The organism is Pseudomonas sp. BNK-7 (assembly GCF_048072025.1).
GTDB lineage: Bacteria > Pseudomonadota > Gammaproteobacteria > Pseudomonadales > Pseudomonadaceae > Aquipseudomonas > Aquipseudomonas danubii.
Genome location: NZ_CP182252.1, coordinates 5,384,950 through 5,411,557, shown reverse-complemented (window position 1 = coordinate 5,411,557; position 26,608 = coordinate 5,384,950). Strand labels below are relative to the sequence as shown.

The 26,608-nt window shown below is 66.0% G+C and carries 26 protein-coding genes; 16 read left to right on the top strand and 10 right to left on the bottom strand.

Annotated features, from left to right (window positions below):
• Positions 1-64 precede the first annotated feature (64 nt).
• On the bottom strand, positions 65-2,389 hold the full coding sequence (locus tag ACMGF8_RS24345; protein WP_416757473.1) for an FdhF/YdeP family oxidoreductase: 2,325 nt from the start codon (positions 2,387-2,389) through the stop codon (positions 65-67).
• Positions 2,390-2,846: 457 nt separating this feature from the next.
• On the opposite strand from ACMGF8_RS24345, the gene moaA reads away from it, so the two are divergent.
• The 5 genes from moaA to moaE are packed head-to-tail and all read left to right on the top strand — an operon-like array spanning position 2,847 to position 6,010.
• Entirely contained in the window at positions 2,847-3,845 is a 999-nt protein-coding gene (moaA, locus tag ACMGF8_RS24340; protein ID WP_416757471.1) for a GTP 3',8-cyclase MoaA, read from the top strand.
• Positions 3,846-3,891: 46 nt separating this feature from the next.
• Positions 3,892-4,791, top strand: a complete 900-nt coding sequence (locus ACMGF8_RS24335) for a bestrophin family protein (protein WP_115580426.1) — start codon at positions 3,892-3,894, stop codon at positions 4,789-4,791.
• 26 nt (positions 4,792-4,817) lie between these two features.
• Entirely contained in the window at positions 4,818-5,300 is a 483-nt protein-coding gene (gene moaC, locus ACMGF8_RS24330) for a cyclic pyranopterin monophosphate synthase MoaC (protein ID WP_115580425.1), read from the top strand.
• The gene (locus tag ACMGF8_RS24325) at positions 5,297-5,548 is read left to right on the top strand and encodes a MoaD/ThiS family protein (protein ID WP_102864824.1); all 252 of its coding nucleotides are present in this window, start codon (positions 5,297-5,299) and stop codon (positions 5,546-5,548) included. The genes moaC and ACMGF8_RS24325 overlap by 4 nt, the downstream gene beginning before the upstream one ends.
• Positions 5,549-5,551: 3 nt before the next feature.
• Positions 5,552-6,010, top strand: a complete 459-nt coding sequence (moaE, locus tag ACMGF8_RS24320; RefSeq protein WP_102864825.1) for a molybdopterin synthase catalytic subunit MoaE — start codon at positions 5,552-5,554, stop codon at positions 6,008-6,010.
• A 73-nt stretch (positions 6,011-6,083) separates the two neighbouring features.
• Here moaE and fdhD read toward each other — a convergent pair whose 3' ends face one another.
• The 3 genes from fdhD to mobA all read right to left on the bottom strand — a co-directional run bounded on the left by fdhD (position 6,084) and on the right by mobA (position 8,586).
• A complete protein-coding gene (gene fdhD / locus ACMGF8_RS24315) occupies positions 6,084-6,911 on the bottom strand; it encodes a formate dehydrogenase accessory sulfurtransferase FdhD (protein WP_250330128.1) in 828 nt (275 codons plus the stop codon).
• A gap of 54 nt (positions 6,912-6,965) precedes the next feature.
• Complete coding sequence (locus ACMGF8_RS24310) at positions 6,966-7,859, bottom strand: LysR family transcriptional regulator (protein ID WP_102864827.1); 894 nt, start codon at positions 7,857-7,859, stop codon at positions 6,966-6,968.
• Between the two features lie 109 nt (positions 7,860-7,968).
• Positions 7,969-8,586, bottom strand: coding sequence for a molybdenum cofactor guanylyltransferase MobA (mobA, locus tag ACMGF8_RS24305; protein ID WP_250330173.1), 618 nt, complete (start codon positions 8,584-8,586; stop codon positions 7,969-7,971).
• A 226-nt stretch (positions 8,587-8,812) separates the two neighbouring features.
• Between mobA and moaB the strand changes: the two genes are divergently transcribed.
• Together moaB and glp are read left to right on the top strand one after the other, a co-directional pair.
• On the top strand, positions 8,813-9,352 hold the full coding sequence (moaB, locus tag ACMGF8_RS24300; protein WP_060840020.1) for a molybdenum cofactor biosynthesis protein B: 540 nt from the start codon (positions 8,813-8,815) through the stop codon (positions 9,350-9,352).
• Positions 9,349-10,554, top strand: a complete 1,206-nt coding sequence (gene glp, locus ACMGF8_RS24295; protein ID WP_250330129.1) for a gephyrin-like molybdotransferase Glp — start codon at positions 9,349-9,351, stop codon at positions 10,552-10,554. Before moaB ends, glp begins: the two co-directional genes overlap by 4 nt.
• Here glp and ACMGF8_RS24290 read toward each other — a convergent pair.
• From ACMGF8_RS24290 to ACMGF8_RS24275, 4 genes are all read right to left on the bottom strand, one after another.
• A complete protein-coding gene (locus ACMGF8_RS24290; protein ID WP_180988475.1) occupies positions 10,551-11,591 on the bottom strand; it encodes an FUSC family protein in 1,041 nt (346 codons plus the stop codon). The two genes, glp and ACMGF8_RS24290, sit on opposite strands and share 4 nt — an antisense overlap.
• A gap of 123 nt (positions 11,592-11,714) precedes the next feature.
• Positions 11,715-13,340: an NADP-dependent glyceraldehyde-3-phosphate dehydrogenase gene (locus ACMGF8_RS24285; protein ID WP_416757466.1), complete on the bottom strand. Its 1,626-nt coding sequence runs from the start codon at positions 13,338-13,340 to the stop codon at positions 11,715-11,717.
• A gap of 140 nt (positions 13,341-13,480) precedes the next feature.
• A complete protein-coding gene (locus ACMGF8_RS24280) occupies positions 13,481-14,518 on the bottom strand; it encodes an AraC family transcriptional regulator ligand-binding domain-containing protein (RefSeq protein ID WP_416757464.1) in 1,038 nt (345 codons plus the stop codon).
• Between the two features lie 9 nt (positions 14,519-14,527).
• On the bottom strand, positions 14,528-15,442 hold the full coding sequence (locus ACMGF8_RS24275) for a GGDEF domain-containing protein (RefSeq protein WP_102864833.1): 915 nt from the start codon (positions 15,440-15,442) through the stop codon (positions 14,528-14,530).
• A 445-nt stretch (positions 15,443-15,887) separates the two neighbouring features.
• Here ACMGF8_RS24275 and ACMGF8_RS24270 point away from each other — a divergent pair, with 445 nt between their 5' ends.
• The 7 genes from ACMGF8_RS24270 to ACMGF8_RS24240 all read left to right on the top strand — a co-directional run bounded on the left by ACMGF8_RS24270 (position 15,888) and on the right by ACMGF8_RS24240 (position 24,482).
• Positions 15,888-18,410, top strand: coding sequence for a TonB-dependent receptor (locus ACMGF8_RS24270; RefSeq protein WP_060844029.1), 2,523 nt, complete (start codon positions 15,888-15,890; stop codon positions 18,408-18,410).
• Between the two features lie 39 nt (positions 18,411-18,449).
• On the top strand, positions 18,450-20,372 hold the full coding sequence (locus ACMGF8_RS24265; protein WP_416757461.1) for a phytase: 1,923 nt from the start codon (positions 18,450-18,452) through the stop codon (positions 20,370-20,372).
• A 91-nt stretch (positions 20,373-20,463) separates the two neighbouring features.
• Positions 20,464-21,174, top strand: a complete 711-nt coding sequence (gene tolQ, locus ACMGF8_RS24260) for a protein TolQ (protein ID WP_108545627.1) — start codon at positions 20,464-20,466, stop codon at positions 21,172-21,174.
• Positions 21,175-21,190: 16 nt separating this feature from the next.
• Positions 21,191-21,637, top strand: a complete 447-nt coding sequence (gene tolR, locus ACMGF8_RS24255) for a protein TolR (RefSeq protein WP_060840012.1) — start codon at positions 21,191-21,193, stop codon at positions 21,635-21,637.
• Positions 21,634-22,446, top strand: a complete 813-nt coding sequence (locus ACMGF8_RS24250) for an energy transducer TonB (protein WP_416757458.1) — start codon at positions 21,634-21,636, stop codon at positions 22,444-22,446. The genes tolR and ACMGF8_RS24250 overlap by 4 nt, the downstream gene beginning before the upstream one ends.
• Positions 22,447-22,608: 162 nt before the next feature.
• Positions 22,609-23,496 carry a Dyp-type peroxidase gene (locus ACMGF8_RS24245; RefSeq protein ID WP_060840010.1) on the top strand — a complete coding sequence of 296 codons (888 nt, stop codon included), beginning with the start codon at positions 22,609-22,611 and terminating at the stop codon, positions 23,494-23,496.
• A 17-nt stretch (positions 23,497-23,513) separates the two neighbouring features.
• Positions 23,514-24,482 (top strand): Gfo/Idh/MocA family protein, encoded by a 969-nt coding sequence (locus ACMGF8_RS24240; RefSeq protein ID WP_416760367.1) that lies wholly within the window; start codon positions 23,514-23,516, stop codon positions 24,480-24,482.
• 61 nt (positions 24,483-24,543) lie between these two features.
• Here the strand turns inward: ACMGF8_RS24240 and ACMGF8_RS24235 are convergent, their stop codons facing one another.
• Together ACMGF8_RS24235 and ACMGF8_RS24230 are read right to left on the bottom strand one after the other, a co-directional pair.
• Positions 24,544-24,900 (bottom strand): type II toxin-antitoxin system RelE/ParE family toxin, encoded by a 357-nt coding sequence (locus tag ACMGF8_RS24235; RefSeq protein ID WP_102864839.1) that lies wholly within the window; start codon positions 24,898-24,900, stop codon positions 24,544-24,546.
• A gap of 1 nt (position 24,901) precedes the next feature.
• On the bottom strand, positions 24,902-25,192 hold the full coding sequence (locus ACMGF8_RS24230; RefSeq protein WP_102864840.1) for a type II toxin-antitoxin system ParD family antitoxin: 291 nt from the start codon (positions 25,190-25,192) through the stop codon (positions 24,902-24,904).
• Between the two features lie 180 nt (positions 25,193-25,372).
• Here ACMGF8_RS24230 and lexA point away from each other — a divergent pair, with 180 nt between their 5' ends.
• A complete protein-coding gene (lexA, locus tag ACMGF8_RS24225; protein WP_016965813.1) occupies positions 25,373-25,990 on the top strand; it encodes a transcriptional repressor LexA in 618 nt (205 codons plus the stop codon).
• Positions 25,990-26,607, top strand: a complete 618-nt coding sequence (imuA, locus tag ACMGF8_RS24220; protein ID WP_416757455.1) for a translesion DNA synthesis-associated protein ImuA — start codon at positions 25,990-25,992, stop codon at positions 26,605-26,607. The genes lexA and imuA overlap by 1 nt, the downstream gene beginning before the upstream one ends.
• Position 26,608 lies beyond the last annotated feature (1 nt).

Genomic DNA, 26,608 nt, shown 5'->3' with positions numbered 1-26,608 from the left:
CGGCGGGGGCAGGGGCACTGCACAGGTAAAGGCTGGGGTGGCGATAGCACCGCCCCAGGCTGGATCACACGCCAACGGACTGGATCAGGTTGCTGGCCGCAGCCGGCTCCAGGCGGATGGCGATGAACTTGGACGTCGGCGTATAGGTGCGGTCGCCATAGCTTTCCAGGGGCACCAGGGGGTTGGTCTCCGGGTAGTAGGCGGCAGACTGGCCGGCGGGAATGTCATAGGCAATCAGGGTGAAACCGCTGACCCGACGCTCCCGGCCGTCGTCCCACAGCGAGACGATGTCGACCTTCTGCCCCGGCTCGAAGCCCAGCTGGCGAATGTCCTGCTCGTTGGCGAACAGCACCTCGCGCATGCCGTAGACCCCGCGATAGCGGTCGTCCAGGCCATACAGGGTGGTGTTGTACTGGTCGTGGGAACGCATGGTCTGCAGGATCAGGTCCGGCTTGACCTTGAGCTTGCGCACCCCGGCGCTGACCAGGTGCTCCGGCAGCACGCTGGGAATGAAGCGCGCCTTGCCGGTGGCGGTGTTCCAGCGCCGCTGGGTGGCGTCGTTGCCCAGGTGGAAACCGCCGGGGTGCAGCAGCTTGAGATTGAAGTCCTCGAACCCCGGGATGGTGTCGGCGATCAGGTCGCGGATGCGTCCGTAGTCTTCGATGGTCCACAGCCAGTCGATGGGGTGCTGGCCCAGGGTGGCGTTGGCGATGCCGGCAATGATTGCCGGTTCCGAGCGCAGGTGCGGCGACTTGGGTTTCAGTTGGCCATGGGAGATGTGCACCATGCTGAAGGTGTCTTCCACGGTGATGCCTTGGGGGCCATTGGCCTGGATATCGATATCGGTGCGGCCCAGGCACGGCAGGATCAGCGCCTCACGACCGGTCACCAGATGGCTGCGGTTGAGCTTGGTGGCAATGTGCACAGTGAGCTCGCAGTTGCGCAGGGCGGCGTGGGTGCGCGGGGTGTCCGGGGTGGCCTGGGCGAAGTTGCCCCCCAGGCCGATGAACACCTTGGCCCGGCCCTGTTCCATGGCCGAGATCGCCATCACTGTGTTGTGCCCGTGCTCCCGTGGCGGCTTGAAGCCAAAGCGCGCCTCCAGGGCATCCAGCAGCTCGGTGGGCGCCAGTTCGTTGATGCCCATGGTGCGGTCGCCCTGCACGTTGCTGTGGCCGCGCACCGGCGACAGGCCGGCGCCGGGGCGGCCGATGTTGCCCCGCAGCAACAGCACGTTGATCACTTCCTGGATGGTCGGCACCGAATGGGTGTGCTGGGTCAGGCCCATGGCCCAGCACATGATTGCGCGCTTGGCCTTGCGGTACATGCGCGCCGCCAGCTCGATGTCGGCCAGCGTCAGCCCGGACTGCTCGACGATGTGGTTCCAGGACGTGGCATCGACCTCGGCCAGGTAGCTGTCCAGGCCCGAGGTGTGCTCGGCGATAAAGGCCCGGTCGAACACCGCTTCGCCATTGTTGGCCAGGGCCTCGCGCTCCCAGCGCAGGAGGAACTTGGCGATGCCGCGAAAGGCCGCCATGTCGCCGCCCAGGGCCGGGCGGAAGTAGGCCGAGGAGGTGGGTTCGGAGCCGTTGGTGAGCATCTCCAGCGGGTGCTGCGGATGCTGGAAGCGTTCCAGGCCACGCTCTTTGAGCGGGTTGAAGCAGATCACCTGGGCACCGCGTTTCACCGCCTCGCGCAGCGGCTCCAGCATCCGTGGGTGGTTGGTGCCGGGGTTCTGGCCGATGACGAAGATCGCGTCGGCTTCTTCCAGGTCATGGAACACCACCGTGCCCTTGCCCACGCCGACGCTTTCGAACATGCCCACGGCACTGGCCTCGTGGCACATGTTCGAGCAGTCGGGAAAGTTGTTGGTGCCATAGGCGCGCACGAACAGCTGATACAGGTACGCCGCCTCGTTGCTGGCCCGGCCCGAGGTGTAGAACTCCGCCTGGTTCGGCGAGTCCAGCCTTTTGAGGTGGCTGGCGATCAGCTCGAAGGCCTCGTCCCAGGTGGTTTCCACATAGCGGTCCTGGGTGGCGTCGTAGCGCATCGGGTGGGTCAGGCGGCCCTGGTATTCAAGCCAGTAGTCGCTCTGCGCGGCCAGGGCCGAGACCGTGTATTTGTTGAAGAAGGCCGGGTTCACCAGGCGCCCGGTGGCTTCCCAGTTGACCGCCTTGGCGCCGTTCTCGCAGAACTTGACCATGCCGTTTTCCGGCGACTCGCCCCAGGCGCAGCCCGGGCAGTCGAAGCCGCCGTTCTGGTTGGTCTTGAGCATGGCGCGGATGTTCTTGAAGGCGTTTTCACTGCCCAGCCAGTTCCTGGTCACCGCGATCAGTGCCCCCCAACCGGCGGCCGCCCCCTTGTAGGGTTTATATCGATCAACTTCGCTCATGATATTTCTCCAATACAGCGCACGCAGGCAACCGCCCGACAAATAATCGATGTCAGTGATTGTTTAACTGCACAGGCTAAATGCGGTTTTGTGGTGACGCCGTTTAAGTTCGGATCTGTTTGGGGCAACGGAGTCACTTATAGGGCCCGTTTCATGGGCCACGAATAAAGCCTATTCGGCGCTTGTATGGGCTGTCTAATCGCAATTAATGACTGGCTGATCGAAAGCCTCTATCAAGAATTAAAAGCCATGATAATCAATGAGTTAAGTTGAATTTTTGTTGCTGATTGTGGGCGGTTTTTTCGTTGATAGAGTGCGTTGATCAATCAGTTGTAAATAGCGATTGGACGCAACTTCTAATCGCTCTTAGTCTTGCCGGCAACAACTCCTTAACGGTCGTTTGTGGCCGCGAATTACAACTAAGACCTATAGGTCGCAAGCGTCGACAGAGGCTGTGATGTCAGATCAAGTATTGGTGGATGGCTTTGCTCGACGGGTCGACTATTTACGTATGTCGGTGACCGACCGTTGCGATTTTCGTTGCGTGTATTGCATGGCCGAGGACATGCAGTTCCTGCCGCGCCAACGCATCCTGACCCTGGAAGAGCTGTACCAGCTGGCGCAGCGTTTCGTCGCCCTGGGTACGCGCAAGATCCGCCTCACCGGTGGCGAGCCGCTGATCCGTCCCGGGGTGGTGCAACTGTGCGAGCGCATCGGGCAATTGCCGGGGCTGCGGGAGCTGTGCATGACCACCAATGGCTCGCAACTGGGCAAGCTGGCAGCGCCGCTGTTCGAGGCCGGGGTCAAGCGCCTGAACATCAGCCTCGACAGCCTGGACCCGACGCTGTTTCGTCAGCTGACCCGCACCGGTGACCTGTCCCAGGTCATCGCCGGCATCGACGCGGCGATTGCCGCGGGCTTCGAGCGCACCAAGCTCAACTGCGTGGTGATGAAAGGGCGCAACGACCGCGAGATCAACGAACTGGTGGCGTTTGCCATCGACCGCAGCCTGGACCTCTCGTTTATCGAGGAGATGCCCCTGGGCACCATCAGCGAGCACAGCCGCCGCGATGCATTCTTTTCCAGCGCCCAGGTCCGTGAGCGGATCGCCGAGCACTACACCCTGATGGAGTCCGCCGAGTCGACCCAGGGGCCGTCGCGCTACTGGCGCCTGGCCGAGGCGCCGCAGATCCGCCTGGGCTTCATCTCGCCCCACAGCCACAACTTCTGCGGCACCTGCAACCGCGTACGGCTGACAGTGGAAGGGCGCTTGCTGCTGTGCCTGGGCAACGAACACTCGGTGGACCTCAAGGCCGTGCTGCGCGCCCACCCCGGTGACGCCGAGCGCCTGCAGCGGGCCATTGTCGAGGCGATGAAGCTCAAGCCCTATCGCCACCATTTCGAGCTCAACGATGAGCTCCAGGTGGTGCGTTTCATGAACATGACCGGCGGCTGAGCCGCCGCTCATTGCTCCCTTCTTATCGTGCAAAGGTTTCGCCCCGATGATCGTCAGATCCAAACCCAACCTGATCAGCGTGCTGATCTCCCTCAAGGGGTCGATCGCCAAGCGCATTGCTTTGCGCAGCCTGCTGGTGACCCTGCTGGCCTCGGCCATCGTGCTGATCGAAACCCTGCACCCGGCCTACTTTTCCAAGGTCAATGCCACGCCTTTCACCTTGCTCGGGTTGTCGCTGTCGATCTTCATGAGCTTTCGCAACAACGCCTGTTACGACCGCTGGTACGAAGGGCGCAAGGCCCTGGGCGCGGTGCTCACCGAGGTGCGCTCGCTAATCCGCGAAACCCAGGTGCTCGGCGATGCCCAGGCCCGCAGCAGCATCCTGCGGGACCTGTGCGGTTTCGCCCACGCCCTCAAGGCCCGGCTGCGCCAGGAAGACGAGCTCAGCGCGGCAGGCACCTGGCTCAGCCATTGGCCGGCGGCCCGGACGCCGAACCTGCCGGACAGCGTCCTGCGCCAGGTGTCGCGCCAGTGCTCGGCCCTGGCGACTTCGGGCGTGATCAGCGAGTGGCGCTACCTGCTGATCGCCAATCTGCTGTCCGGGATCACCGCCGCGCAAACCACCTGCGAGCGGATCAAGGGCACGCCGCTGCCGTTCCCCTACACCTTGCTGCTGCACCGCACCAGCTACATGTTCTGCATCCTCTTGCCCTTTGCCATGGCCGAGCCCCTGGGCTGGCTGACGCCGATCTTCACCGCCATCGTCAGTTACACCTTCTTTGGCCTGGACGCCATTGGCGACGAGCTGGAAGACCCCTTTGGCCACGACGAGAACGACCTGCCGATGGACGCCCTGGTGCGTACCCTCGAACGCGAGATTCTCGACGCCCTGGGGGCTACTGAACTGCCGCCGGCCCTGGTGCCGGTGGACTATGTCCTGAGCTGATCCACTGTCTTTATCCGAGGTTGCACATGAACGAACTCACTCACCTGGACGCCCAGGGCCGGGCCAGCATGGTGGATGTCACCTGCAAGGCCGTAACCGAGCGCGAAGCCCAGGCCCAGGCCTGGGTGCGCATGCTCCCGGCCACCCTGCAACTGATCCAGGACCAGGGGCACCCCAAGGGCGACGTGTTCGCCGTGGCGCGCATCGCCGGGATCATGGCGGCGAAGAAGACCCACGAACTGATCCCCCTGTGCCACCCGTTGCTGCTCAGCGGCATCCACGTCGAACTGCAAGCGCTGCCGCCAGACCGGGTGCAGATCACCACCTGCTGCCGACTCAATGGCGCCACCGGGGTCGAACTGGAAGCCATGACCGCCGCCAGCGTGGCGGCGCTGACGATCTACGACATGTGCAAGGCGGTGGACCGGGGCATGGTCATCGAGGGCCTGCAACTGCTGAAGAAGCAGGGCGGCAAATCAGGGCTGTTCATCGCTGGAGAAACGCAATGATTCTGGTCAATTACTTTGCCCGCTACCGCGAACAGCTGGGCAGCGGCGGCGAGAAACTGCCCCTGGACGCCGACCTGCACACCGTCGATGACGTGCGCCAGTTGCTGATGGCCCGGGGTGAAACCTGGGCCACGGTGCTGGGGGAAAGCAGCCTGATGTGCGCGCTGAACCAGGACCTGTGCAAGCTCGATGCGGTCATCGAGGACTTCGATGAAATCGCCTTCTTTCCTCAAGTGACCGGGGGCTGAGGCATGAGCATTCAGGTGCAGACCCAGGCCTTCAACCTTGATCAACTCAACGCCGGCCTGCAGGCCGGCGATAGCCGTGTCGGCGCGGTGGTGACCTTTGTCGGTTATGTGCGCGACCTCAACCTGGGGGAGGCGGTACAGAGCCTGTACCTGGAACACTACCCGGGCATGACCGAGCGCTCGCTGCAGGGCATCGTGCAACAGGCCCGGGAGCGTTGGCCGCTGAACCGGGTGAGCCTGGTGCATCGGGTGGGGTTGTTGCAGGTGGGCGAGCCCATCGTTTTTGTCGGCGTGGCCAGTGCCCACCGGCAAGCCGCCTTCGAGGCCTGCGCCTTCATCATGGATTACCTCAAGACCCGCGCACCGTTCTGGAAGCGCGAAGTCACCCCCGGTGGCGAACGCTGGATCGACGGACGTGAGAGCGACCGGCAGGCTGCCGAACGTTGGGTTGCAGAACGTTGAGCTGATGCCGGTGAGTGAGGCTTGAGGGAAGGTGGGGAACAACGCCGGATGCCTGTCTTCCGGCGTTGTGCATTTACACCGGGCTGTAGATCCGCGGGGCGTTGCGATGGGGCACGTGGATCAGGTTCAGGTGGTGCTTGTTGGCCCATTGCACCGTCAGGGCGGTGGGCGCCGACAGGCTGACCAGGGTGCCGAGGCGGGCGCGCACGGCTTTGTGGATCAGTTCCAAGCTGCAGCGGCTGGTGACCACGGTGAAGCCCTGGCGGCCATCGATCCCGGCGTTCAGCAGGGCGCCGATCAGCTTGTCCAGGGCGTTGTGGCGGCCGATGTCTTCCTGGCATAGGCGCACCTCGCCCTGTTCGTCGATATACAGCGCCGCGTGCAGGGCGCCGCTGCTGCGGGCCATGTGCTGGGCCTGTTCGATGCGCTCGCGCAGGCCCTGCAGATGCTCGGCGGGGGGCAGCGGCGAAGGTTCGAGGCTCTGCAGTTGCGGCAGCGCCTGTTCCAGGGCTTCCACGCCGCATAACCCGCAGCCGCTGGTCCCGGCCATTTGCCGGCGATGGTCCTTGAGGGCCCAGAAGGCCCGGCTGGAAATCTGCACATCGGCCTGGCAGGCCTGGGGAAAGTGGCTCAGGCGGATGTCGTAGATTTCGCTGAGGTCGCTGACGATGTCGTTGGTGATGCTGAAGCCGCGAATGAAATCCTCCAGGTTGCCGGGAGACACCATCATCACCGCCTGGCTCAGACCGTTGTAGGTGATGGCCAGAGCAATCTCGGCGGCCAGCGGCGCCTCGGCCACTCCGCCCTCGGAGCTGTATTCGCGATAGGTCACGCGCTGCGGCGCGGGGGCCGGTGCATTGGCCTCGGGCTGTTGCTCCGATTGTTCGATACGGCAAACCATGACGACACCTCAATACAGTCGATTCACTCCGGGGCACGCTGGCTCCGGGGGCGTTCATTCGCCCTTGATGGCAAAGAGTTTCCTGGCTTCGGCGAAGCACTTTTCGGCAATCGCCGAGCGCGGTTCGGTCTTGCGCATCACCAGGCCCAGGGGCGCCAGCACGCTGGCATCCGGCAGCTGGATAAAGGCCAGGTTGTCGATGGGCGAATCCAGGCCGCTGTCCAGGGGCATGATCGAGCAGCAGAAGCCCTCGTGGATCGCCTGGAACAGCTGGTAGGTGGAATCGCTCTCCAGGATCGGCGTCGGGTTCAGGCCGCGGCTGCGAAAGCTCAGGTCGATGGACTTGCGATAGTGCATGCCGGTGCTGAGCATGCCCAGGGGCAGCTCGGCGGCGTCCTCCCAACTCATCTCGCTGCCTTCGAAATGAAAGTGCCGGGTGTCGTAGAGCAGGCCGACCCGGGTCTCGCCGATCTCGAAGAAGTCCAGGTAGTTGGGGTTGACGTGGTCCAGGTAGCAGACCCCCAGGTCCAGCTGGTTGTTGCCGATGTCCTCGATGATCCGGTCGGAGCTGGCGGACGACAGGCTGAACTTGAGCTCGGGAAAGCTCGCCGAGAGCTTCTGCACATAGCTGATGGGGTTGAAGCCGCTCAGCGGCACCAGGCCCAGGCGCAGGTTACCCACCAGTTGCCCGCGGCAGGCGGCGGCCTCGGCGAACAGCCCGTCATGGGCCGCCAGCAGGGTCTTGGCCCAGGCCAGGACCCGCTCGCCGGCCTCGGTGAAGCCTTCGAAGCGCTGGCCGCGGGTCACCAGGATCAGGTCCAGCTCATCCTCCAGGTTGCGCAGGCGCATGGACAGGGTCGGCTGGGTAATGTGGCAGCGCGCGGCAGCCTGGCCGAAGTGCCGGGTCTGCTCCAGGGCGATCAGAAACTTGAGTTGCTTGATGTCCACAATGGCACCTGTGGTGAAGGGAATCGGAGTCAGTATTAACGCAGGTGTCCGGTTCGTGGAAAGACGTTCAGTCTTCCCGGGCCGAACCCTCGGGGCACACCGTCGGCGTTCAGGCCACGGGCCCGGGGTCTGTTTCAGACAGTAGTTCAGGGGTGTTGAAGTTGCTCAGCCGCGGATCGTCGGCGGCGCAGGGCAAAGGTTTCAGGCCATGGGCGGTGAGGGCCCGCAGCAGGCTGCGCTCGCCGCGCTCCCAGGCGGCGCGCAAGCGGGCTGCCAGGGCTGTGGGTATCAGGCTGAACATGGGTTGCCACTGTCCGTCCTGCTGCACCATCAACGGGCTGAGGGTGTCCGCCGGGCGGGCATCCAGCAGCGCCTGGATCAGCGCGCCGTCGATCCGCGGCGCGTCGCAGGCCAGCACCAGCAGCCAGGGGTGCCGGGCCACTGCCAGGCCCGCCAGCACGCCGGCCATGGGGCCGGGAAAGTCTGCCTGCTCATCCGCCACCAGGCGATCGGCATAGGGCCGGTACTGCTCGGCGTTGCGGTTGCAGGAAATGATCAGGTCGTCGCTGAAGGGCCGCACCGTGGCCTGCACATGGGCAATCAAGGGCCGGCCCTGCCAGGTCACCAGGCCCTTGTCGCGACCGCCCATGCGCGAGCCGCGGCCACCGGCCAGCAGCAGGATCGAGCAGGGCGGGGAGGCAGTTGGGGCAGAGCGGGTCGGGGTCATGGTCTGGCGCATGTCGGGTGGGTGGCGCAAACGATGGCATTGTCCTTCGGGCGCGTCCAATCGGAAGTGTTGAATGGACGATTGATGGGCTTTATCAACCGCCACGCCAAACCGCGGTTGACGATAGAGCGCCTCGATAATCCGGTCAGCCAGAACGATTAGACAGCCGCGGTTTCGGGCCTTTAGCCTGCATCCATGATTTTTATCTTGCCGGTCGGAGAATGACATGAGCGTGAAGTCGGATGCGTTGTTTGTACCCTTGAACATAGCCGTGCTGACAGTCAGCGATACCCGGGAATACGCCACGGACACCTCCGGGCAACTGCTGGTCAGTCGCCTGCTGGAAGCCGGTCACACCCTGAGCGAGCGCAACCTGCTCAAGGACGACCTGTACAAGATCCGCGCCCAGGTGGCGGCCTGGATCGCTGACGAGCGCATCCAGGTGGTGTTGATCACCGGCGGCACCGGCTTCACCGGTCGCGACAGCACCCCCGAAGCCGTGAGTTGCCTGCTGGACAAGCACATCGACGGCTTTGGCGAGCTGTTTCGCGCCATCTCGATCCTCGATATCGGCACCTCCACGGTACAGAGCCGGGCCCTGGCCGGGCTGGCCAATGGCACCCTGGTGTGTTGCCTGCCGGGCTCCACCGGGGCCTGCCGCACCGCCTGGGAAGGCATCCTCGCCGAGCAACTGGATGCCCGCCATCGGCCGTGCAATTTCGTGCCGCACCTCAAGCCGGTGCAGGCCTGCGAGTCCCGGGGATGAGCCAGGGCCACTTGATGCCGCTGGAAGAAGCACTGGCCAGCCTGCTGGCCATGGCCGATACCCAACGTCTGACGCAAAGCGAAACCCTGGCCCTGGACCATGCCCGGCAACGGGTGCTGGCCACTGACCTGGTGGCGACCCTGGACCTGCCGCCCTGGGCCAACAGCGCCATGGACGGTTACGCCCTCAACCTGCAGCACTGGGACGGCCAGCCACTGGCGGTGTCACAGACGATCTTTGCCGGTCAGCCCGGCGCCCCCTTGCAGCCGGGCACCTGTGCGCGGATCTTCACCGGCGCCCCGGTGCCTGCCGGCGCTGACTGCGTGGAGATGCAGGAGAACGTCGAGTTGCTGGAGGATGGCCGGGCGCGCTTCACCCAGGCGCTGAAACCGGGACAGAACATCCGCCCTCAAGGCCAGGAGAACCGGGCTGGTGATGTGCTGTTGCAAGCCGGCAAGCGCCTGGGGCCTTTCGAACTGGCGGTGGCCGCCGCTCAGGGCTGCACCGAGCTGCAAGTGGTGCGCCGTCCGCGGGTGGCGTTGCTGTCCACCGGCGATGAGTTGCTGGAACCGGGCATGCCCATGCGCCCGGGTTGCATCTACAACAGCAACCGCACCTTGCTCCGCCACTGGCTCGACAGCCTGGGCTGCGAGGTCATCGACGCCGGGATTCTTCCCGACCAGCCACAGCAGACCCGGCTCAGGCTGGAACAGTTGCAGCATGGCGCGGACCTGATCCTGACCACTGGCGGGGTCTCGGCGGGGGATGCCGATTGCCTGGGCCAGGTGCTGAGGAACAACGGCCGACCGCTGTTCTGGAAGCTCGCCATCAAACCCGGAAAACCGCTGACGGTGGGCCACTTCGGCCAGGTGCCGGTGATCGGCCTGCCGGGCAATCCGGCCTCGGCCCTGGTGACCTTCGGCCTGCTGGCCCGGGCCTACCTGTTGCGGATTCAGGGAGTGGAGCAGGTTGCGCCCTTGAGTGTGCCGGTCAGCGTGGCCTTCAACTGGGCCAAGGCCGGCAGCCGCCGGGAATACCTGCGGGCGCGCCTGGAAAACGGCCGCGCCGTGCTCTACCCGAATCAGAGCTCTGGGGTATTGCTGGGAGCCTCCTGGGCCGATGGCCTGGTGGAGATCCTTGAAGGCCACACCCTGCAGGTGGGCGAGGCGGCGCGTTTCATTCCCTTTAGCGAGTTGTTTTAAATCTTCCAGTGCCGGGCGCTTTTGGCCAGTCGCTGGCGCATTTCGCCCAGGGTCGCGGCCAACTGCCGGGTGAGCAGTCGGTAACCGTCAAGGGGCGAATACACCGGCGCCTCCAGGGCCTTGTCGGCATGGCCTTCCAGGGGTTTGTCCAGGCGCTGGGTGCCCCCCGTTTGCAGGGCCCGGGCCATGCCGATCAACTGCACGCGGATCTGCCGGTGCTCGGCCTTGAGTGCCAGTTGCATCTGTGCCATGGCCTGCCGGTCGCTGGCATCGGGGCGGGTGTTGCCGAGGATCTCCAGGGTGCTGATGCACATCCGCAGATTGCGCTGGATGGCGTCCAGTTCGGTCATGGAAATCCGCACTTCCTTGGACACCGACGGCATCAGCGAACGCAGTTGCAGCATGGCGGCGTTGACCCGGCCCAGGAGCTTGAGGTGTTCGTCGTCGGTCACCGACTGGCCCTGGATGATCCGTCCGTACAACTGGGCGCAGTCGCGCAGGGCGCTGGCCAGGGTGTAGCGCCAGGAATATACCGCGTACAGCGGAATGGCGAAGGAAAACGCCAGGGCCAGGGCAATGCCGATGAGGATGTCCACCGCGCGCCACAGGCCGTCGCTGATCTGGTTGTCGCCATGGCCGGCGACGATGAACACGGTGATCGCCGCCAGCAGCGCGGTATACCCGCCCTTGCCGATGGCGTGGTAGGAAAAGTAGCCGCACACCGCCGACATGCCCAGGTAGGTCAGCCAGGGATGGCCGAAGTACGCCTGCTGCACCACCAGCACCAGGCCGACCCCGGCGCCCACCAGGGTGCCGATGGCCCGCTCGGCGGCCTTCTTGCCGATGTTGCCGTGGTGCTGCAGGCCGCCGATCACCACCAGCATGGTCACCGACGCCCACTCGCCGTGGGGCAGGTTGAGGCCGGTGGTCAGGAGAATGGTGGCGATCAGGCCGAGGGCGACCCGCACCGCGTGGATCAGGCGGGCGTGACGGTAGCGCCGGTACGGGTCCAGCAGGGGACGCAGCAGGCGCTGCAGCAAGGGCGGCAGGTGGATGCCCCGCAGGTGTTTGAACGGGCCCAGACCGGTTTCTCCAATAGCTGATGAGTGGCTGAATCAGTAGCCGCGACTCGCCGCGTGGCGAGCCCCGGCCAGGCGCTTTTAGAAAATGTAGTCGGTGGTCAGGAAGCTGGAGTCGCGGTTGCGGATGATGTCACTGATCAGCTCCTTGTTGCGCTCCTGGAACTTGGTCGCCACCAGGGTGCGGATCGAGAAGGTGCGCAACGCATCATGCACCGACAGCGTGCCCTCGGCGGAGTTCTTGCGACCGTTGAAGGGGAAGGTGTCCGGGCCGCGCTGGCACTGGGCGTTGATGTTGATCCGCCCGACCTGGTTGGCGAAGGTGTCCACCAGCCGGCCGATCACCGCCGGGTCGCTGCCGAACAGGCTCAGTTGCTGGCCGAAGTCCGACTCCAGGACGTAGTCGATCACCGTGTCCAGGTCGCGGTAGGGCACGATGGGCACCACCGGGCCGAACTGTTCCTCGTGGTAGACGCGCATCTGCGGGTTCACCGGGTACAGCACCGCCGGGTAGAAGAACGACGCCCGCGACTCGCCGCCATGGGGGTTCACCACCTGGGCGCCGTGGGCCTGGGCATCGGCTACCAGGGCGTGCAGGTAATCGACCTTGGTGTTTTCCGGCAGTGGCGTCAGGGCCACGCCCGGCTCCCAGGGCATGCCCGGCTTGAGGCCTTGCAGCTTGGCGTTGAACTGCTGGATAAAGCGCTCCACCACGCTTTCATGGACGAACAGGATCTTCAGCGCGGTGCAGCGCTGGCCGTTGAACGACAGCGCGCCGGTAACGGCCTCGCTGACCGCGTTGTCCAGGTCGGCATCGGGCAGCACGATTCCCGGGTTCTTCGCGTCCAGGCCCAGGGCCGCGCGCAGGCGGTGCGGCTTGGGGTGGAGTTTCTTCAGGTCGCTGGCGGCCTTGTTGGTGCCGATGAAGGCGAAGATGTCGATCTTGCCGCTGGCCATCAGCGCGCTGACGGTCTCGCGGCCGCTGCCGTAGATGACGTTGATCACCCCGGCCGGGAAGCTGTCGCGGAAGGCTTCGAGCAGCGGGCGGATCAGCAGCACGCCGAGCTTGGCCGGCTTGAACACCACGGTGTTGCCCATGATCAGTGCCGGGATCAGGGTGGTGAAGGTTTCGTTCAGCGGGTAGTTGTAGGGGCCCATGCACAGGGCCACGCCCAGGGGCACGCGGCGGATCTGGCCGAGGGTGTCCTGCTCCAGTTCGAAGCGGCTGGAGCGCCGGTCCAGTTCCTTGAGCGCGCCGATGGTGTCGACGATGTAGTCGCAGGTGCGGTCGAACTCTTTCTCCGAGTCCTTGAGGTTCTTGCCGATTTCCCACATCAGCAACTTGACCACTGCTGTGCGCTGTTCGCGCATGCGCGCCAGGAAAGCTTCCACGTGCTGGATGCGCTCAGCCACGCGCATCGTTGGCCAGGCGCCCTGGCCGCGGTCGTAGGCGCGCACGGCGGCGTCCAGGGCGGTGAGGGCGGTATCAGCGTCCAGCAGCGGTGTGCTGCCGAGAATCACTTGCTGGTCGCCGTCGGCGCCGCTCAAGTAGATCGGGCTGCGGAGCTGGGCCAGGGGGCCGTTCCAGGTGCGCAGTTCACCGTCTACCAGGTAGTCGCGCTGCTCCACCGGATCGGGCAGGCGATAGGCTTCGGGGATGTCGGCGGCAGCAGGAAACAGGTTGTTGAGGACATTGGCTGTGGTCATGACTCTACCCCGTGTTGGAAATGGCTCCGGCGCGGATGACAGTGGCGCCATCGCTCCAAGGTTTATACGCCTGAATGGCCTGCGGCTTTAGCGCTTTGTGCAGTTGGCACACCCGCGGTCATGGTTCGAGGTTAAACGTTTCAGCTGTCGCCCAGCAACTGCCGGATCAGGGTTGGGGTGCTGCCGGTCCAGCGCTTGAAGGAGCGGCGGAAGTTGGCCGGGTCATTGAAGTTCAGGTACTCGGCCACTGCCTCGTTGCTCCAGCCCCTGATCTGGTACAGGTACAGCGCTACCTGCTTGCGCACCCGGTCCACCTGCTGCTGGTAGCCGCTGTGGTGCTTGCTCAACTTGCGCTTGAGGGTCGCCGGGCTCATGGCGAAGGCCTGGGCGGTCTGTTCCAGGCTCGGCGCATGCCGCACGTTGGCTTGCAGGTAGCGGTCCAGGGCATCGAGAAAACTCCCGGAAAAACCCAGCTGGCGCAGGTGTTCGTCGGCTTCCAGGCGCGCCACCTGGCCGGCGGTGGCCGAGGCCCCGGGCCAGGGCCGGGTCAGGTATTGCCGGGGGATGCGCATCAGGTCCAGGGGGCGCCGGAACTGGGTCTGTTCCCCCAGGTGCACCCAGTACTGCTCGACGTAGCGCGGCTCGGCATGGCTGAAGCTGCATTCCCAGGGCAGGCGCTGGCCGCTGAGCCACTGACTCATGGCCACCAGCGAAGTCATGCTGGCTTCCAGCAGGAAGCGCCCGTGCTCGCCGGCGCCGCAGCTGTCCAGCCAGTAGCAATAGGCATGCTGCTCATCCAGCACCAGGCGTAGGCTCAGCAGGGGGCTGAGCAGGGCCTGCTGCTGCACCAGGGTGTCCAGGGCCTGATGCAGGTTCTGGGCATGGCGCAAGGCATGGCTGGCGGCGCCGTAGTGCCCGGGCAGCAGGCGCTGGCCAAACAGGAAACTGCTGTCGTCGGCGTCCAGCAGGCGCCGGCTGTTGCCGATCAGCGCCAGGAACTGCTGCGGGCTGAGACGGGTCTGTCCGGCCAGGATGTCCTCGTGGAACAGCCCGGTGCCGCGCAGCAGGCGATGGCTGTCGATGTCCCGCGACAGCGCCAGGTCGATCAGCGCCGCCGGTTGATAGTGCCCGGGGATGAAGCGGGTATCGGCTTCGTACCAGTGGGTCTTCACGGTCATGACGGCGCCTCAGGCGGTTTTCGCCAGGGGCTGCTTGGCCCGGGCCAGGGCCAGGTTGAGGCGTTTGAGCAGGACCTCCGGGGTCTCCTCCAGGGCCATCACCACCGCGGTGCTGGCCGCCAGGTGCAGGCGCTCGCCGTGTTGCCGGGTCTTGTGCGCCAGGCCCTGCACCGCCTGTTGCAGTTCCAGGGCCAGCAGTCGGGCCTGGCTCTCGCCGGTGTTGGGCAAGAGCACCACGAAGCGGTCGCCGGCCAGTCGGCACAGCAGGTCCTGGCGCCGCAGGTTGAGCAGCAGCACATGGCTCAGGGCTTGCAGCACCGCATCCCCTTCGGCGTGGCCGTAGTCCTGGTTGATCGCGGCGAAATGGTCCAGGTCCAGGGCCAGCAACGACAACGGCTGCTGCTGGCGGCGACTGTCCTCCAGGCTGGCGGCCAGCTCGCGCTTGAGGTAGTCGGCGCCGGCCAGGGGCGTGAGCTTGTCGAACTGCCGGTGCTCGCGAAACAGCCGTTCCTTCTTTTCCATCTGCGCGCTGATGGCCAGCTGTTCGCGGTGCCAGTGGTAGATGCCGATGGTCAGCAGGATCATGCCGATGGGCATCGGCCCGGACTCCAGCCAGTGGTCCCAGGTGATGCTGGCGGGCAGGCGGATGAACTCGTCGAGGCTGTCGATCCACCAGGAAAAGAAAATGCAGCTCAGGCCCAGGGCCAGGTAGTTGGTGACCCGGCCGGCGGGGCGGCTCTTGAGCACCAGTGCGAGCCAGACCAGGGCCAGCAGTGCCGAGCCGCCTTCGCCGATGATGTCCAGCCATTGCCACTCGCTGACCGATTTCAGGCTGCCGCAAGCCAGGTGCAGCAACAGCCCGGCATTGGCCGCCAGCAACAGCGCGGCGAGTTTCCAGCGGTGGGGTTTGAGCACGCAGAACATGGCCGCGATCCTTTTTGCCAGGAGTGAGAGGGCGCCAGCACAGCAGATGTTTGTGACGGTGGGGTGACAGCGGAAAAAACCGTCGAGGGGTCGAATCAGCTCAGGGTTCAGGCGTTTTTTTTTTGCTGGATGGGGCCGCCTCGAGGGCCTCTTCGCGGGCAAGCCCACTCCTACGGGGCGGCGGGGGCGCCACGGATGTGTAGGAGCCGGCTTGCCGGCAATGGGGCCCGCAAGACCTGCGCCCGACGGGTGATGGCTTTTGCCGGCAAGCCCGCTCCCGCAGGGGTCAATTCAGCTCATTTGCCGGGGCGAAACCCGGGAAAACGACTGTTTTGGCGACCTGCCGACCAGGCCTGTCACAGAACCGTCATTCGCCAACCCTAGCGTGCCCTCCCAGTTGCCGGGCCCCTTGCCCGGCGTTGGCGGACTCTTGGGGAGGAACCTCATGTACAAGCGCAGCAGTCCCGGGCTGGTCAGCTTTACCTTGACCGCGCTGGCCATGGCCATCGCCAGTGAACGCTTGAGCGCCGCCGAAACGGCCGCCACCGAGCACGTCCAAGTGGTGGGCCAGGCGGCCAGCATCGATCAGGCGCTCAAGGAACAACGGCGTTCGGACAGCATCCAGAGCGTGGTACACGCCGACGGCGTGGCCCAGTTGCCGGACCAGAACGCCGCCGAAGCGGCGCAGCGCCTGCCGGGCATCAGCATCGAGCGTGACCAGGGCGAAGGGCGCTTTGTCAGCGTCCGCGGCCTGGGCCCGGACCTCAACAGCGTGACCATCAACGGCACCCTGGTGCCGTCCCCGGAAAGCGCGCGCCGCGCCGTGGCCCTGGATGTGCTGCCCTCGGAGCTGGTGCAGTCGCTGTCGGTGATCAAGACCCTGACCCCGGACATGGACGCCAACTCCCTGGGCGGCACCGTGGACGTGAAAAGCCTCTCGGCCTTCGACCACAAGGGCCTGTTCTACAGCGGCAGCAGCGAGGCCAGCTACGACCAGAACACCCGCCAGACCAGCCCGAAATTCTCCGGCGCGGCGAGCAACCGCTTCAGCCTCGGCGACGGCATCGACAACTTCGGCGTGGCCGCGGCCCTGAGCTGGCAGAAGCGCGATTTCGGCTCCGACAACGTCGAGACCGGCGGCGCCTGGGACTTCGAGCGCGGCGCCAGGCTGCAGGAGTTCGAGCAGCGCGACTACGCCATCAGCCGCGAGCGGGCCGGCGGCGGCCTGAACTTCGACTACAAGCCCGACGACAGCAGCAGCTACTACCTGCGCACCCTCTACAGCCGCTACAAGGACAGCGAGACGCGCAACTCCACCAGCATCGAGTTCGCCGACCCGCTGGCGGCCGGGGAACGCGGCGACGCCGAGGCCAAGCGCAAGCTCAAGCAGCGCGAGGAAACCCAGGAGATCCAGTCCTACGTGTTCGGCGGCGAGCGCCAGTTGGGCCTGTGGACCCTCAGCGGCCAGACCGGCTACAGCCGCTCCAGCGAAGACAGCCCGGCGCATATCGCCGGGGCCACCTTCAAGGGCAACAGCGACTTTTCCGACAGCGGCTTCTACGACAACGGCAAGCCGCGCCCGGTGATTGGCTCAGGCTTCTTTGACGCGGCCAACTTCACCCTGGACAAGGTCGACTGGGAAAAGCAGAACACCACCGACACCGAAAAGAACCTGCGCCTGGACCTGGCCCGGGACTATGACCTCAGTGGCTACGCCGCGCAGTTCAAGTTCGGTGGCAAAGTCAGCCGGCGCAACAAGGACAACGACCTGGAAGCCTGGGTCTACAAGGACTTCGACACCCTGGGCTTCACCGACCAGCAGCTCAACCTCGGGCAGTTCCAGAAGGGCCGCGTGGACTATTCCCTGGGCCGCTTCGGCCCGGGCATCAGCGGCAGCGCCATCAAGCAACTGATCGGCGGCCTGAATCCGGCGGCCTTCTACGACGAGGAAGAATCCCGGGTCAACGACTTCAAGATCCGCGAAGACATCAACGCCGGCTACTTCATGAACACCCTGGACATCGACGACTGGCGCTTCATTGCCGGCCTGCGCTACGAGGGCACCGAGTTCGAGGCCAAGGGCACCGGGGTCACCGACGGCGCCTTCACCGCCACCGACACCAAGCGCCGCTACCAGCACTGGCTGCCGGGGTTGCACGCGCGCTACCAGCTGGACAAGAACACCCAACTGCGCGCGGCCTGGACCAAGAGCGTGGTGCGCCCGACCTTCGGCCAGCTGGCCCCGGGCTTTGTCATCGACGGCGACGAGGCGACCTTCGGCAACCCGGACCTCAAGCCCCTGGAGTCGAGCAACCTGGACCTGGGCATCGAGCACTACATGGGCCGCGCCGGCAGCGTCTCGGCCTTCGTGTTCTACAAGGACATCCAGAACTTCGTCTACAACACCGACCTGGCCGGCACCGGCGCCTGGAGCGGGTTCTCCGAGGCGCACACCTTCGCCAATGGCGACAGCGCCAAGCTGTATGGCCTGGAGCTGGCCTACTCGCAGAAGTTCGACTGGCTGCCGGCGCCGTGGAACGGCCTGCTGCTGGGCGCCAACAGCACCTTCAGCCGCTCCAGCGCGAGCATCGAAGGCTTCGACCAGAAGGCCGGGGTCAACCGCAAGCGCGACATCGACCTGCCCAACCAGTCGGACACCGTGGGCAACCTGATGCTCGGTTGGGAAGACGACAAGCTCAGTCTGCGCCTGTCGGCCAACTACAAGTCGGCCTACCTCTATGAGCTGGCCTCGATCGGCGACAAGGCCCACGACCTGCACGTGGACGCCCAGACCTTCGTCGATTTCAGCGCCAAGTATTCCCTGAGCAAGAACCTGCAACTGAGCTTCGAGGCGCAGAACCTCACCGACCAGCCGTACTTCGTCTACACCGGCAACCGCTCCTACAACGCCCAGTACGAGGAATACGGCCCGACCTACAAGCTCGGCCTGACCTTCACCCATTTCTAAGTACCGGGCCGCTGCCCGACTGCACCTCCAAGGATTGTGATGAGCACTGTATCGACCGCGAAAACCACCCTGCTGGCGCTGTGCATTGGCCTGGCCAGCAGTGCTGCCCAGGCCGCCCCCAGCGTGCCGGGCCTGACCCTCAAACCCTGGGCCGAGCAGACCCCGGGCGTCACCGGGCTGGGCTTCGTGCCCGCCGGCACAGGCGCCGACCGGCTGCTGGCCAGCGAGCGCGAAGGCCTGTTGCTGCTGGATGAACAGGGTCGCCAGCTGGCCCGCTTCAAGGGCTCGTTCAACGGCCTGGACAGCCGCGCCGCCGGCCAGCAACTGCTGGTGGCCAGCCTGGACAACGAACGCCAGCAGGCACTGCTGCTGAGCCTCGACCCGAAGGCCCGGCATTGGGGCCAGCCGCTGTACCTGCCGCCCCGCGACTTCCCGGTCAACGGCCTGTGCCTGTACCGCGACGAGGCCAGCAACCTGTTCCTGTTCCTGGTGGGCGAGGAGGGCAAGGGCGAGCAGTGGCTGGTGGGCCACGGCGCACAACTGAGCGCCGAGCCGCGACGGGTGCGTGGCCTGCCGCTGCCGCCGGAGGCCAAGTTCTGCCAGGTGGACGACGCCGCCCAGCAACTGCTGGTCAATGAACAGAACGTCGGCTGGTGGGCCTACCCGGCCCACGCCGAAGCCGACACCGCACGCCAGCCGGTGGCCCTGCGCGCGCCCTTTGGCGAGATCAGGAAAAGCGCCGGAGCCATGGCCCTGGTGCCGGGCGGGGTAATGGGCCTGGACCCGAAAGCCGCGCAACTGCATCTCTATCAGCAGCAGGAGCAGGGCTGGTCGGCCCAGGCCAGCTTGCCCCTGAGCGGCCTCAAGGAACCGGAAAACATCGCCCTGCGCGCCAGCGCCAAGGGCCTGCAAGTGTTGCTGCGCGATGACGAGGATGGCCGCCTGTACCAGGGCCAGCTGGACTGGCAGGCCCACGCGCCGGCCCTGCCGCCGGTATTGCCCAACGTGCAGGCGGCGGTGCAGAGCGAACCGGTGGGGCGCCAGGGCGATGCCGCCGATGACCCGGCGATCTGGGTCCACCCGCAGCAGCCGTCCCTGAGCCGGGTGCTGGGCACCAACAAGAAGCAGGGCCTGCTGGCCTACGACCTGCAGGGCAAGCTGTTGCAGGAACTGGCGGTGGGGCGCCTGAACAACGTCGACGTGCGCCCCAACTTCAAGCTGGGCCAGCAGACCGTGGACCTGGCCGTGGCCAGCAACCGCGACCGCAACAGCCTCAGCCTGTTCGCCATCGACCGTGCCAGCGGCGAGCTGCGCGAGGCCGGGGAGATCCCCACGCCACTCAAGGCGATCTACGGCCTGTGCCTGTTCCAGCCCGCCAGCGGCGAGATCTATGCGATTGCCAACGACAAGGACGGCACCTTCGTCCAGTACCGCCTGAGTGCGCCGTCCGGCAGTGCCCAGGGCGAGCTGGTGCGCCAGTTCAAGGTGGCCAGCCAGCCCGAAGGTTGCGTCGCCGACGACCAGCGCCAGCGGCTGTTCCTGGGGGAAGAGGACGTCGGGGTCTGGGCCCTGGACGCCCGCCCCGAACAACCGGCGACCCTGCACAGCGTGATCAAGGTCGGCGGCCTGTTGCAGGCCGATGTCGAGGGCCTGGCCCTGTACCAGAGCAACGCCCGCGACTACCTGGTGATTTCCAGCCAGGGCAACGACAGCTATCTGGTGCTGGACGCCGAGCCGCCGTTCGCTTCCCACGGTGCCTTCCGGGTCGGCCTCAACGCCGCGGCGGGGATCGACGGCGCCTCGGAAACCGACGGCCTGGAAGTCACCTCGGCCAACCTCGGCGGGCCCTGGAGCCAGGGCCTGCTGGTGGTCCAGGACGGGCGCAAGCGCATGCCCGAGCAGACCCAGAACTTCAAGTTCGTGCCCTGGGCCGACGTCACCCGGGCCCTGAAGCTGCCCTGAGCGGCTGTCATCACCCGGTCATCGGCATGTCATCGAATAGCCCCGCCGGCACGGCTCAGGCCCCGGCGGGCACCCGCGAAGGAGTTTCACCATGCAAGCCACACTCGAACACATGAGCATCTGGGGGCTGATCAGCGATGCCAGCCTGTTGGTCAAGGCGGTGATGCTGACCCTGCTCCTGGCATCCCTGCTCAGCTGGTACCTGATCATCCAGCGCGGCGCCGTGCTGCGCGGCCGTGAGCGCCGTTGCAACGCCTTCATCCAGCGCTTTCGCGCCGCCCCCGAACTCTTGCCGCTGTACCGCGAAGTGGCCCGCAAGGCCGACGGCGAAGGCGGCGTGGAGCCGATCTTTGTCGCCGGCTATGAGGAATTCGGCCACCTGCACGGCGCGGCCGGCGGCGCCGCTGAAGGCGTGCTGGAGGGTGTGGAACGGGCCTTGTACGTGGCCATCAGCGAGCAGGAAACCCGCCTGGAAAAGGGCCTGCAGTTTCTTGCCACCGTGGGCTCGGTCAGCCCCTATATCGGTCTGTTCGGCACCGTGTGGGGGATCATGAACTCCTTCCTCGGCCTGTCCCAGGTGCAGCAGGCGACCCTGTCCACCGTGGCCCCGGGCATTGCCGAGGCGCTGATCGCCACCGCCATCGGCCTGTTCGCGGCGATTCCCGCGGTGATCGCCTACAACCGCTTCTCGGCCCGCAGCCAGACCCTGCTGACCCGCTACTACGCCTTTGGCAACGAACTGCAGGTGCGCCTGCACCGCACCTTGCAGGGCACCCCGAGCCACCTGGCCGTGGCCGCCTGAGAGAAGGAGCAAGCCGATGTTAGTCAGGCCGCAACGCAAGCACGGACCCAAGGCGGAAATGAACGTGGTGCCCTACATCGACGTGATGCTGGTGCTGCTGGTGATCTTCATGGTCACCGCGCCGATGCTCACCCAAGGGGTGAAGATCCAATTGCCCAAGGTCGCCAGCCAGGCCCTGGCCACCGACAGCCGCCAGCAGATCCTCACCCTGTCGGTGAAGGCCGAGGGCGGCTACTACTGGAACCTGGGCAGCGAACTCGACACCCGGCACCAGACCGACAGCGCCGTGGACCTGGAGCAGATGCGCGCCAAGGTGGCCCAGGTGATTGCCCAGCGCGGCGACACCCAGGTGTACATCCGTGCCGACCAGGACGCCGCCTACGCCAGCGTGGTGGCGGCCATGGCCGCGTTGCAGCAGGGCGGGGTGCACAACCTGGGGCTGGTGACCGAGGCCCCGCAATGACGGCGATGATCATCCACAGCCCCACAGTGCTGCCCATGGGGCCCGAGGCCTCCGGCTTCTGGCGCAACAGCCTGGCGGCGACCCTGGCCCTGGCCCTGCACGCCGGGGTGCTGGCGGCGCTGGTGCTGGGCTGGTCGGTGGACAAACCCCAGGTCGAGGCCCCGGCGGTGCTGACCACCCAACTGGTGATGCTGGCGCCTCCCGTCGCCCCCGCCGACCCCCTGCCGGCGGTGGCCGAGGTGGCACCGCCACCACCGCCCGCGCCAGCGGCTCCGCCGCCGAGTCAACCCCAGGTAGACCCCCAGGTGCAGGCGCAGAAGCTGGAACAGGCGGCCCTGGCGCGCAAGCGTGTGGACGACAAGAAGCGTGAGCAGGCGCAGGAGCAGCAACGCCAGCAGCGCGAGCGCCTGGACGCCGAACAGCGCCAGCGCGACGCCGAGCAACGCCTGGCCCAGGAACAAGCCCAGGTCCAGCGCGCCGAACAGTCGCGGCTGGCCGCCGAGCGCGCGCGCCAGCAGGCGGCCCAGGCCGCCGCCGACAGCCGCCAGTACCAGCCCCTGAGCAAGGAGGCCCCGGACTACCCGCAGCGAGCCCTGGACAAGAACCTGGAAGGCGACTGCACCGTGGAATACAGCGTCAACCCCCAGGGCCGGGTGGAGAACCCCAAGGTCATCGACGGCTGCCACCCGCTGTTCATGCGCCCATCCCTGGCGGCGGTGGCAACCTTCCGCTACCAGCCTCGGCTGATCGACGGTCGGGCAGTGACGGTGCCGGCGGTGCGCAACACCTTTCACTATCGGATCCACTAGGGGCGCCCCGGCTTCGCCCGCCAGCGGCTGCCGGGCGGGCCGGGCAGTCCCTTGGCGCAGGCCGGAGCTGTGCTGTTGCCGCCGGTTGCCAATCCGTTGCGCAACGGCACTGACGCCTGCGCCGCACAGCGGTAAACTCCCCGCCTTTATTCAGGAGTTCCCATGAGTTACTACCAGCCCGGCATCCTCGCTGCACCCGTTCCGTCCCAGGCCCGTCATTTGTTCTTTGCCCTTGAGTCCCTTGAGGCGCTGCCCCAGGCCCTCGACCAGTTGCTGGCGCGGGTGGACGGCGCAACGGCGGTGGCCGGCTTTGGCGCATCGCTGGTCAAGGCCCTGGGCGCCCGGGTGCAAGGGCTCAAGGCGTTCCCGGCGCTGACCGGCGTCGGTGTCGACAACCCTTCGACCCAGCACGCGCTGTGGGTCTGGCTGCACGGTGAGGAGCGCGGCGAACTGATGCACCGCAGCAACGAGCTGGAGGCCGCGCTGGCCCCGGCCTTTCGTCTGGTCGGCATGCAGGAAGCCTTCCGCCACAAGAGCGGTCACGACCTGACCGGTTATGAAGATGGCACCGAGAACCCTCATGAAGAGGCCGCCGTGGCTGCGGCGCTGGCCGAGGGTGAAGACGGCCTGCGCGGTGGCAGCTTTGCCGCGATCCAGCAGTGGCAGCACGACTTCAAGGGCTTTGCCGCGATGCACCAGCAAGAGCGCGACCACATCATCGGCCGGCGCCTGAGCGATAACGAAGAGCTGGACGACGCGCCGGAATCGGCCCACGTCAAGCGCACCGCCCAGGAAAGCTTCACCCCTGAGGCCTTCATGGTGCGTCGTTCGATGCCCTGGATCGAAGGTGACAAGGGCGGCCTGATGTTCCTCGCCTTCGGTCACAGCCTGAACGCCTTCGAAGTCCAGCTGCGGCGCATGAGCGGCCTGGAGGACGGCATCGTCGACGGCCTGTACCGCATGAGCCGGCCGATCACCGGTGGCTACTACTGGTGCCCGCCGCTGCACAACGGTCAGCTCGACCTGCGCGCGCTGCAAGCGGCGAAATGAGCACCGAGGCCGGGCCGCTGCGCACCGTGCGCTGGGGCATGATCGGATGCGGCAGCGTCACCGAGCGCAAGAGCGGCCCGGCCTTCTACAAGGTCCCGGGTTCGGCGCTGGTGGCGGTGATGGGCCGCCGCCCCGAGGCGGTGCGCGACTATGCGCAGCGCCACGGCATTGCCCGTTACTACACCGATGCCCAGGCCCTGATCGATGACCCCGAGGTGGACGCGGTGTACATCGCCACGCCCCCCGACAGCCATTACGCCTACAGCCTGCAAGTGGCTGCCGCCGGCAAGCATTGCTGCGTGGAAAAGCCCATGGCCCTGCATGCCGGGCAAAGCCTGGCCATGCAGCAGGCCTTCGAGCAGGCCGGGCTGCACTTGTTCGTGGCCTATTACCGGCGTTCCCTGCCGCGCTTTGCCCAGGTGCGGCAATGGCTGGCGGACGGGCGCATCGGTGAGGTCCGGCACCTGCACTGGAGCCTGAGCAAGGCCGCTTCCGAGGCTGACCGCAGCGGCGCGGCCAACTGGCGGACCGACCCACGGATTGCCGGTGGCGGTTATTTCGCCGACCTGGCCAGCCATGGCCTGGACCTGTTCCAGTACCTGCTGGGGGACATCGTCGAGGTGGCCGGCATCAGCACTCGCCAGGCCGGGCTGTATGCCGCCGAGGACGCGGTCAGCGCCAGCTGGCGCTTCGCCTGCGGGGCCCTGGGCAGCGGCGCCTGGAACTTCGTCGCCGACCGCCGGGTGGACCGGGTGGAGATCATCGGCAGCCAGGGGCGCATCAGCTTTTCCGTGTTCGACGAGCATCCGCTGCAACTCGACGCCGAAGAGCCCCTGAGCCTGGTTATCGAGCACCCCGAGCACATCCAGTGGCATCACGTGCAGGGCATGAACGCCCATATCCGCGGCGAGTCCCGGCACCCGGCCCTGGCCAGCGAAGCCCTGAAGACCGATTGGGTGATGGATCGGATTCTGCAGCGCGGCTGAGCCAATGGCGGCGGTCTTTCGGGCCGCTTCGCCGGCAAGCCGGCTCTGCAGGAGGCACCGATCATTGGGCAGGCAGGTGCAACTGAACCTCCATGGCGTCATGCAGCAACCTGACCACTTCGATCAGGCTGTCATCGATCACTCGATAAAACAGGACATGTCGTGGTTTCTTGACCTGGGCTTGAGGGGGCCTGGAGTGTTGGCGGGAATAGAACAGGTGGTAGCTGCGAAGGCCCGGTGCGATGTCGTCACGCTCTTGGCTGCCAACGTGCTGGGGGTTGCTGGCGAGATCGTGTAGGGCTCGCAGGATCAAGGCCTGATAGCGAACCCGGGCAGCTTCGCCAAAGTGTCTTTGGGAAAACCGCAGAGCGTCGACGATGTCGGTTCGGGCTGCATTGGAAATCCGGTACTGGACCACCTCAGTGTTTCTCTTGATCCGTGGCGACGGCTTCCAGTCCCAGCTCATCCAGGTAGTGCTGCAGGTTTTCTTCCCGCACCTGGCTGAAGCGTCCTTGTTGCAGGTCCGCGATACCGATCGCAGCGGCTTGGCGCAATGCCTCGATTTTCGCCGCGTCCTCGGCAACCCGTTGTTCCAGCAGACGCAAACCTTCGCGCATGACCTCGCTGGCGTTCTGGTAACGACCGGATTTGACCAGGTTGTTGATGAGCTGCTCTTGATGGGCGGTGAGGACAACGTTTCGCGTTGGCATGCCGTGCTCCTGGGCTGGGCGTGTGAGGAAAGGCGTTGGCATATTATGCCAAGTGGTGGGCGGATTCAGCCTTGACGGGCGCCTGACGACAGGCGGTTGCGGGCGTTCATCGGCATCGACGATGGTTTTCTGGCAGGACTGATTGGCGGTTCTTGTCAGATAAATCCGAGAGGAGTACAAATGTACTCCATGACGACTTTATCCCCCCGCCGCAGTGCCATCCTGACCTTTATCCGCGAACGCATCGCCGATCATGGCCAGCCCCCAAGCCTCGCTGAAATCAGCGAGGCGTTCGGTTTTGCCTCGCGCAGCGTGGCGCGCAAGCATGTGCTGGCGCTGACCGAGGCCGGGTTCATCGAGGTCAACCCCCATCAGGCCCGGGGCATTCGCCTGCTCAATCAGCCGCGGCGCCCGGAGCTGCTGGAGATCCCGGTGCTGGGGCGGGTGGCCGCCGGTGCGCCGATTGGCGTCGATGCCGACATACACGGCCAGTTGTGGCTGGACCCGGGGATGTTCTCCCGCACTCCGGATTATTTGCTGCGGGTCCAGGGCGATTCGATGATTGATGACGGCATCCTCGACGGCGATCTGGTGGCGGTGCGCCGCAGCAGTGAGGTGCGTAACGGCCAGACGGTGATCGCCCGCCTGGACGGCGAGGTCACCATCAAGCGTTTCGAGCGCAAGGGGCAGGGCATTCGCCTGTTGCCGCGCAACCCGGCCTATCAGCCGATCGAGGTTACCGACGACCACGAACTGTTTATCGAAGGTGTGTTCTGCGGTCTGGTGAGGCCAGGCTGATGGGCGCCGTGGTCGCACTGGATACCCTGTTCAATGGCGGACGGGTATGGAAAGGCCGCCCGGCGGCCGCGTCGGCCAGCCTGCAGCCGACGGGGCATGCTGCTTTGGATGCGGTGCTGCCCACCGGCGGCTGGCCGGAGGCGGCGCTGACGGAAATCCTCATCGCCGCCCAGGGCCTGGGCGAGCTGCAGTTGCTGTGGCCGAGCCTGGCGCGGCTGACCGCGGCGGGGGAGCGGGTGGTGCTGGTGGCGCCACCCTTCGTGCCCTATCCCCAGGCCTGGCAGAACGCCGGGGTGGATGTGCGCCAGCTGTCGATCATCCAGGCCGGGGAGCGCGATGCCTTGTGGGCCGCTGAGCAATGCCTGCGTTCCGGCAGTTGCGGCGCGGTGCTGTGCTGGCCGCAACAAGTCGACGACCGCGCCCTGCGGCGCTTGCAGGTGGCGGCGGAAAGCGGCCAGACCCTGGCCTTCGCCTACCGGCCCCTGGACGCCGCGCACAACCCGTCGCCGGCGGCCCTGAGGATCAGCGTGCAGGGTCGCCCCGTGCAGTTGCGGGTACTCAAGTGCCGGGGCGGGCTGGCCCATCCGGCCCCGATTGCCTGGCCCGCCGGGCACTGAG

Coding starts and splice junctions, on each gene's coding strand:
- ACMGF8_RS24345 (WP_416757473.1), bottom strand. CDS start 2,389: ATGAGCGAAGTTGATCGATATAAACCCTACAAGGGGGCGGCCGCCGGT.
- moaA (WP_416757471.1), top strand. CDS start 2,847: ATGTCAGATCAAGTATTGGTGGATGGCTTTGCTCGACGGGTCGACTAT.
- ACMGF8_RS24335 (WP_115580426.1), top strand. CDS start 3,892: ATGATCGTCAGATCCAAACCCAACCTGATCAGCGTGCTGATCTCCCTC.
- moaC (WP_115580425.1), top strand. CDS start 4,818: ATGAACGAACTCACTCACCTGGACGCCCAGGGCCGGGCCAGCATGGTG.
- ACMGF8_RS24325 (WP_102864824.1), top strand. CDS start 5,297: ATGATTCTGGTCAATTACTTTGCCCGCTACCGCGAACAGCTGGGCAGC.
- moaE (WP_102864825.1), top strand. CDS start 5,552: ATGAGCATTCAGGTGCAGACCCAGGCCTTCAACCTTGATCAACTCAAC.
- fdhD (WP_250330128.1), bottom strand. CDS start 6,911: ATGGTTTGCCGTATCGAACAATCGGAGCAACAGCCCGAGGCCAATGCA.
- mobA (WP_250330173.1), bottom strand. CDS start 8,586: ATGACCCCGACCCGCTCTGCCCCAACTGCCTCCCCGCCCTGCTCGATC.
- moaB (WP_060840020.1), top strand. CDS start 8,813: ATGAGCGTGAAGTCGGATGCGTTGTTTGTACCCTTGAACATAGCCGTG.
- glp (WP_250330129.1), top strand. CDS start 9,349: ATGAGCCAGGGCCACTTGATGCCGCTGGAAGAAGCACTGGCCAGCCTG.
- ACMGF8_RS24285 (WP_416757466.1), bottom strand. CDS start 13,340: ATGACCACAGCCAATGTCCTCAACAACCTGTTTCCTGCTGCCGCCGAC.
- ACMGF8_RS24280 (WP_416757464.1), bottom strand. CDS start 14,518: ATGACCGTGAAGACCCACTGGTACGAAGCCGATACCCGCTTCATCCCC.
- ACMGF8_RS24275 (WP_102864833.1), bottom strand. CDS start 15,442: ATGTTCTGCGTGCTCAAACCCCACCGCTGGAAACTCGCCGCGCTGTTG.
- ACMGF8_RS24270 (WP_060844029.1), top strand. CDS start 15,888: ATGTACAAGCGCAGCAGTCCCGGGCTGGTCAGCTTTACCTTGACCGCG.
- ACMGF8_RS24265 (WP_416757461.1), top strand. CDS start 18,450: ATGAGCACTGTATCGACCGCGAAAACCACCCTGCTGGCGCTGTGCATT.
- tolQ (WP_108545627.1), top strand. CDS start 20,464: ATGCAAGCCACACTCGAACACATGAGCATCTGGGGGCTGATCAGCGAT.
- tolR (WP_060840012.1), top strand. CDS start 21,191: ATGTTAGTCAGGCCGCAACGCAAGCACGGACCCAAGGCGGAAATGAAC.
- ACMGF8_RS24250 (WP_416757458.1), top strand. CDS start 21,634: ATGACGGCGATGATCATCCACAGCCCCACAGTGCTGCCCATGGGGCCC.
- ACMGF8_RS24245 (WP_060840010.1), top strand. CDS start 22,609: ATGAGTTACTACCAGCCCGGCATCCTCGCTGCACCCGTTCCGTCCCAG.
- ACMGF8_RS24230 (WP_102864840.1), bottom strand. CDS start 25,192: ATGCCAACGCGAAACGTTGTCCTCACCGCCCATCAAGAGCAGCTCATC.
- lexA (WP_016965813.1), top strand. CDS start 25,373: ATGTACTCCATGACGACTTTATCCCCCCGCCGCAGTGCCATCCTGACC.
- imuA (WP_416757455.1), top strand. CDS start 25,990: ATGGGCGCCGTGGTCGCACTGGATACCCTGTTCAATGGCGGACGGGTA.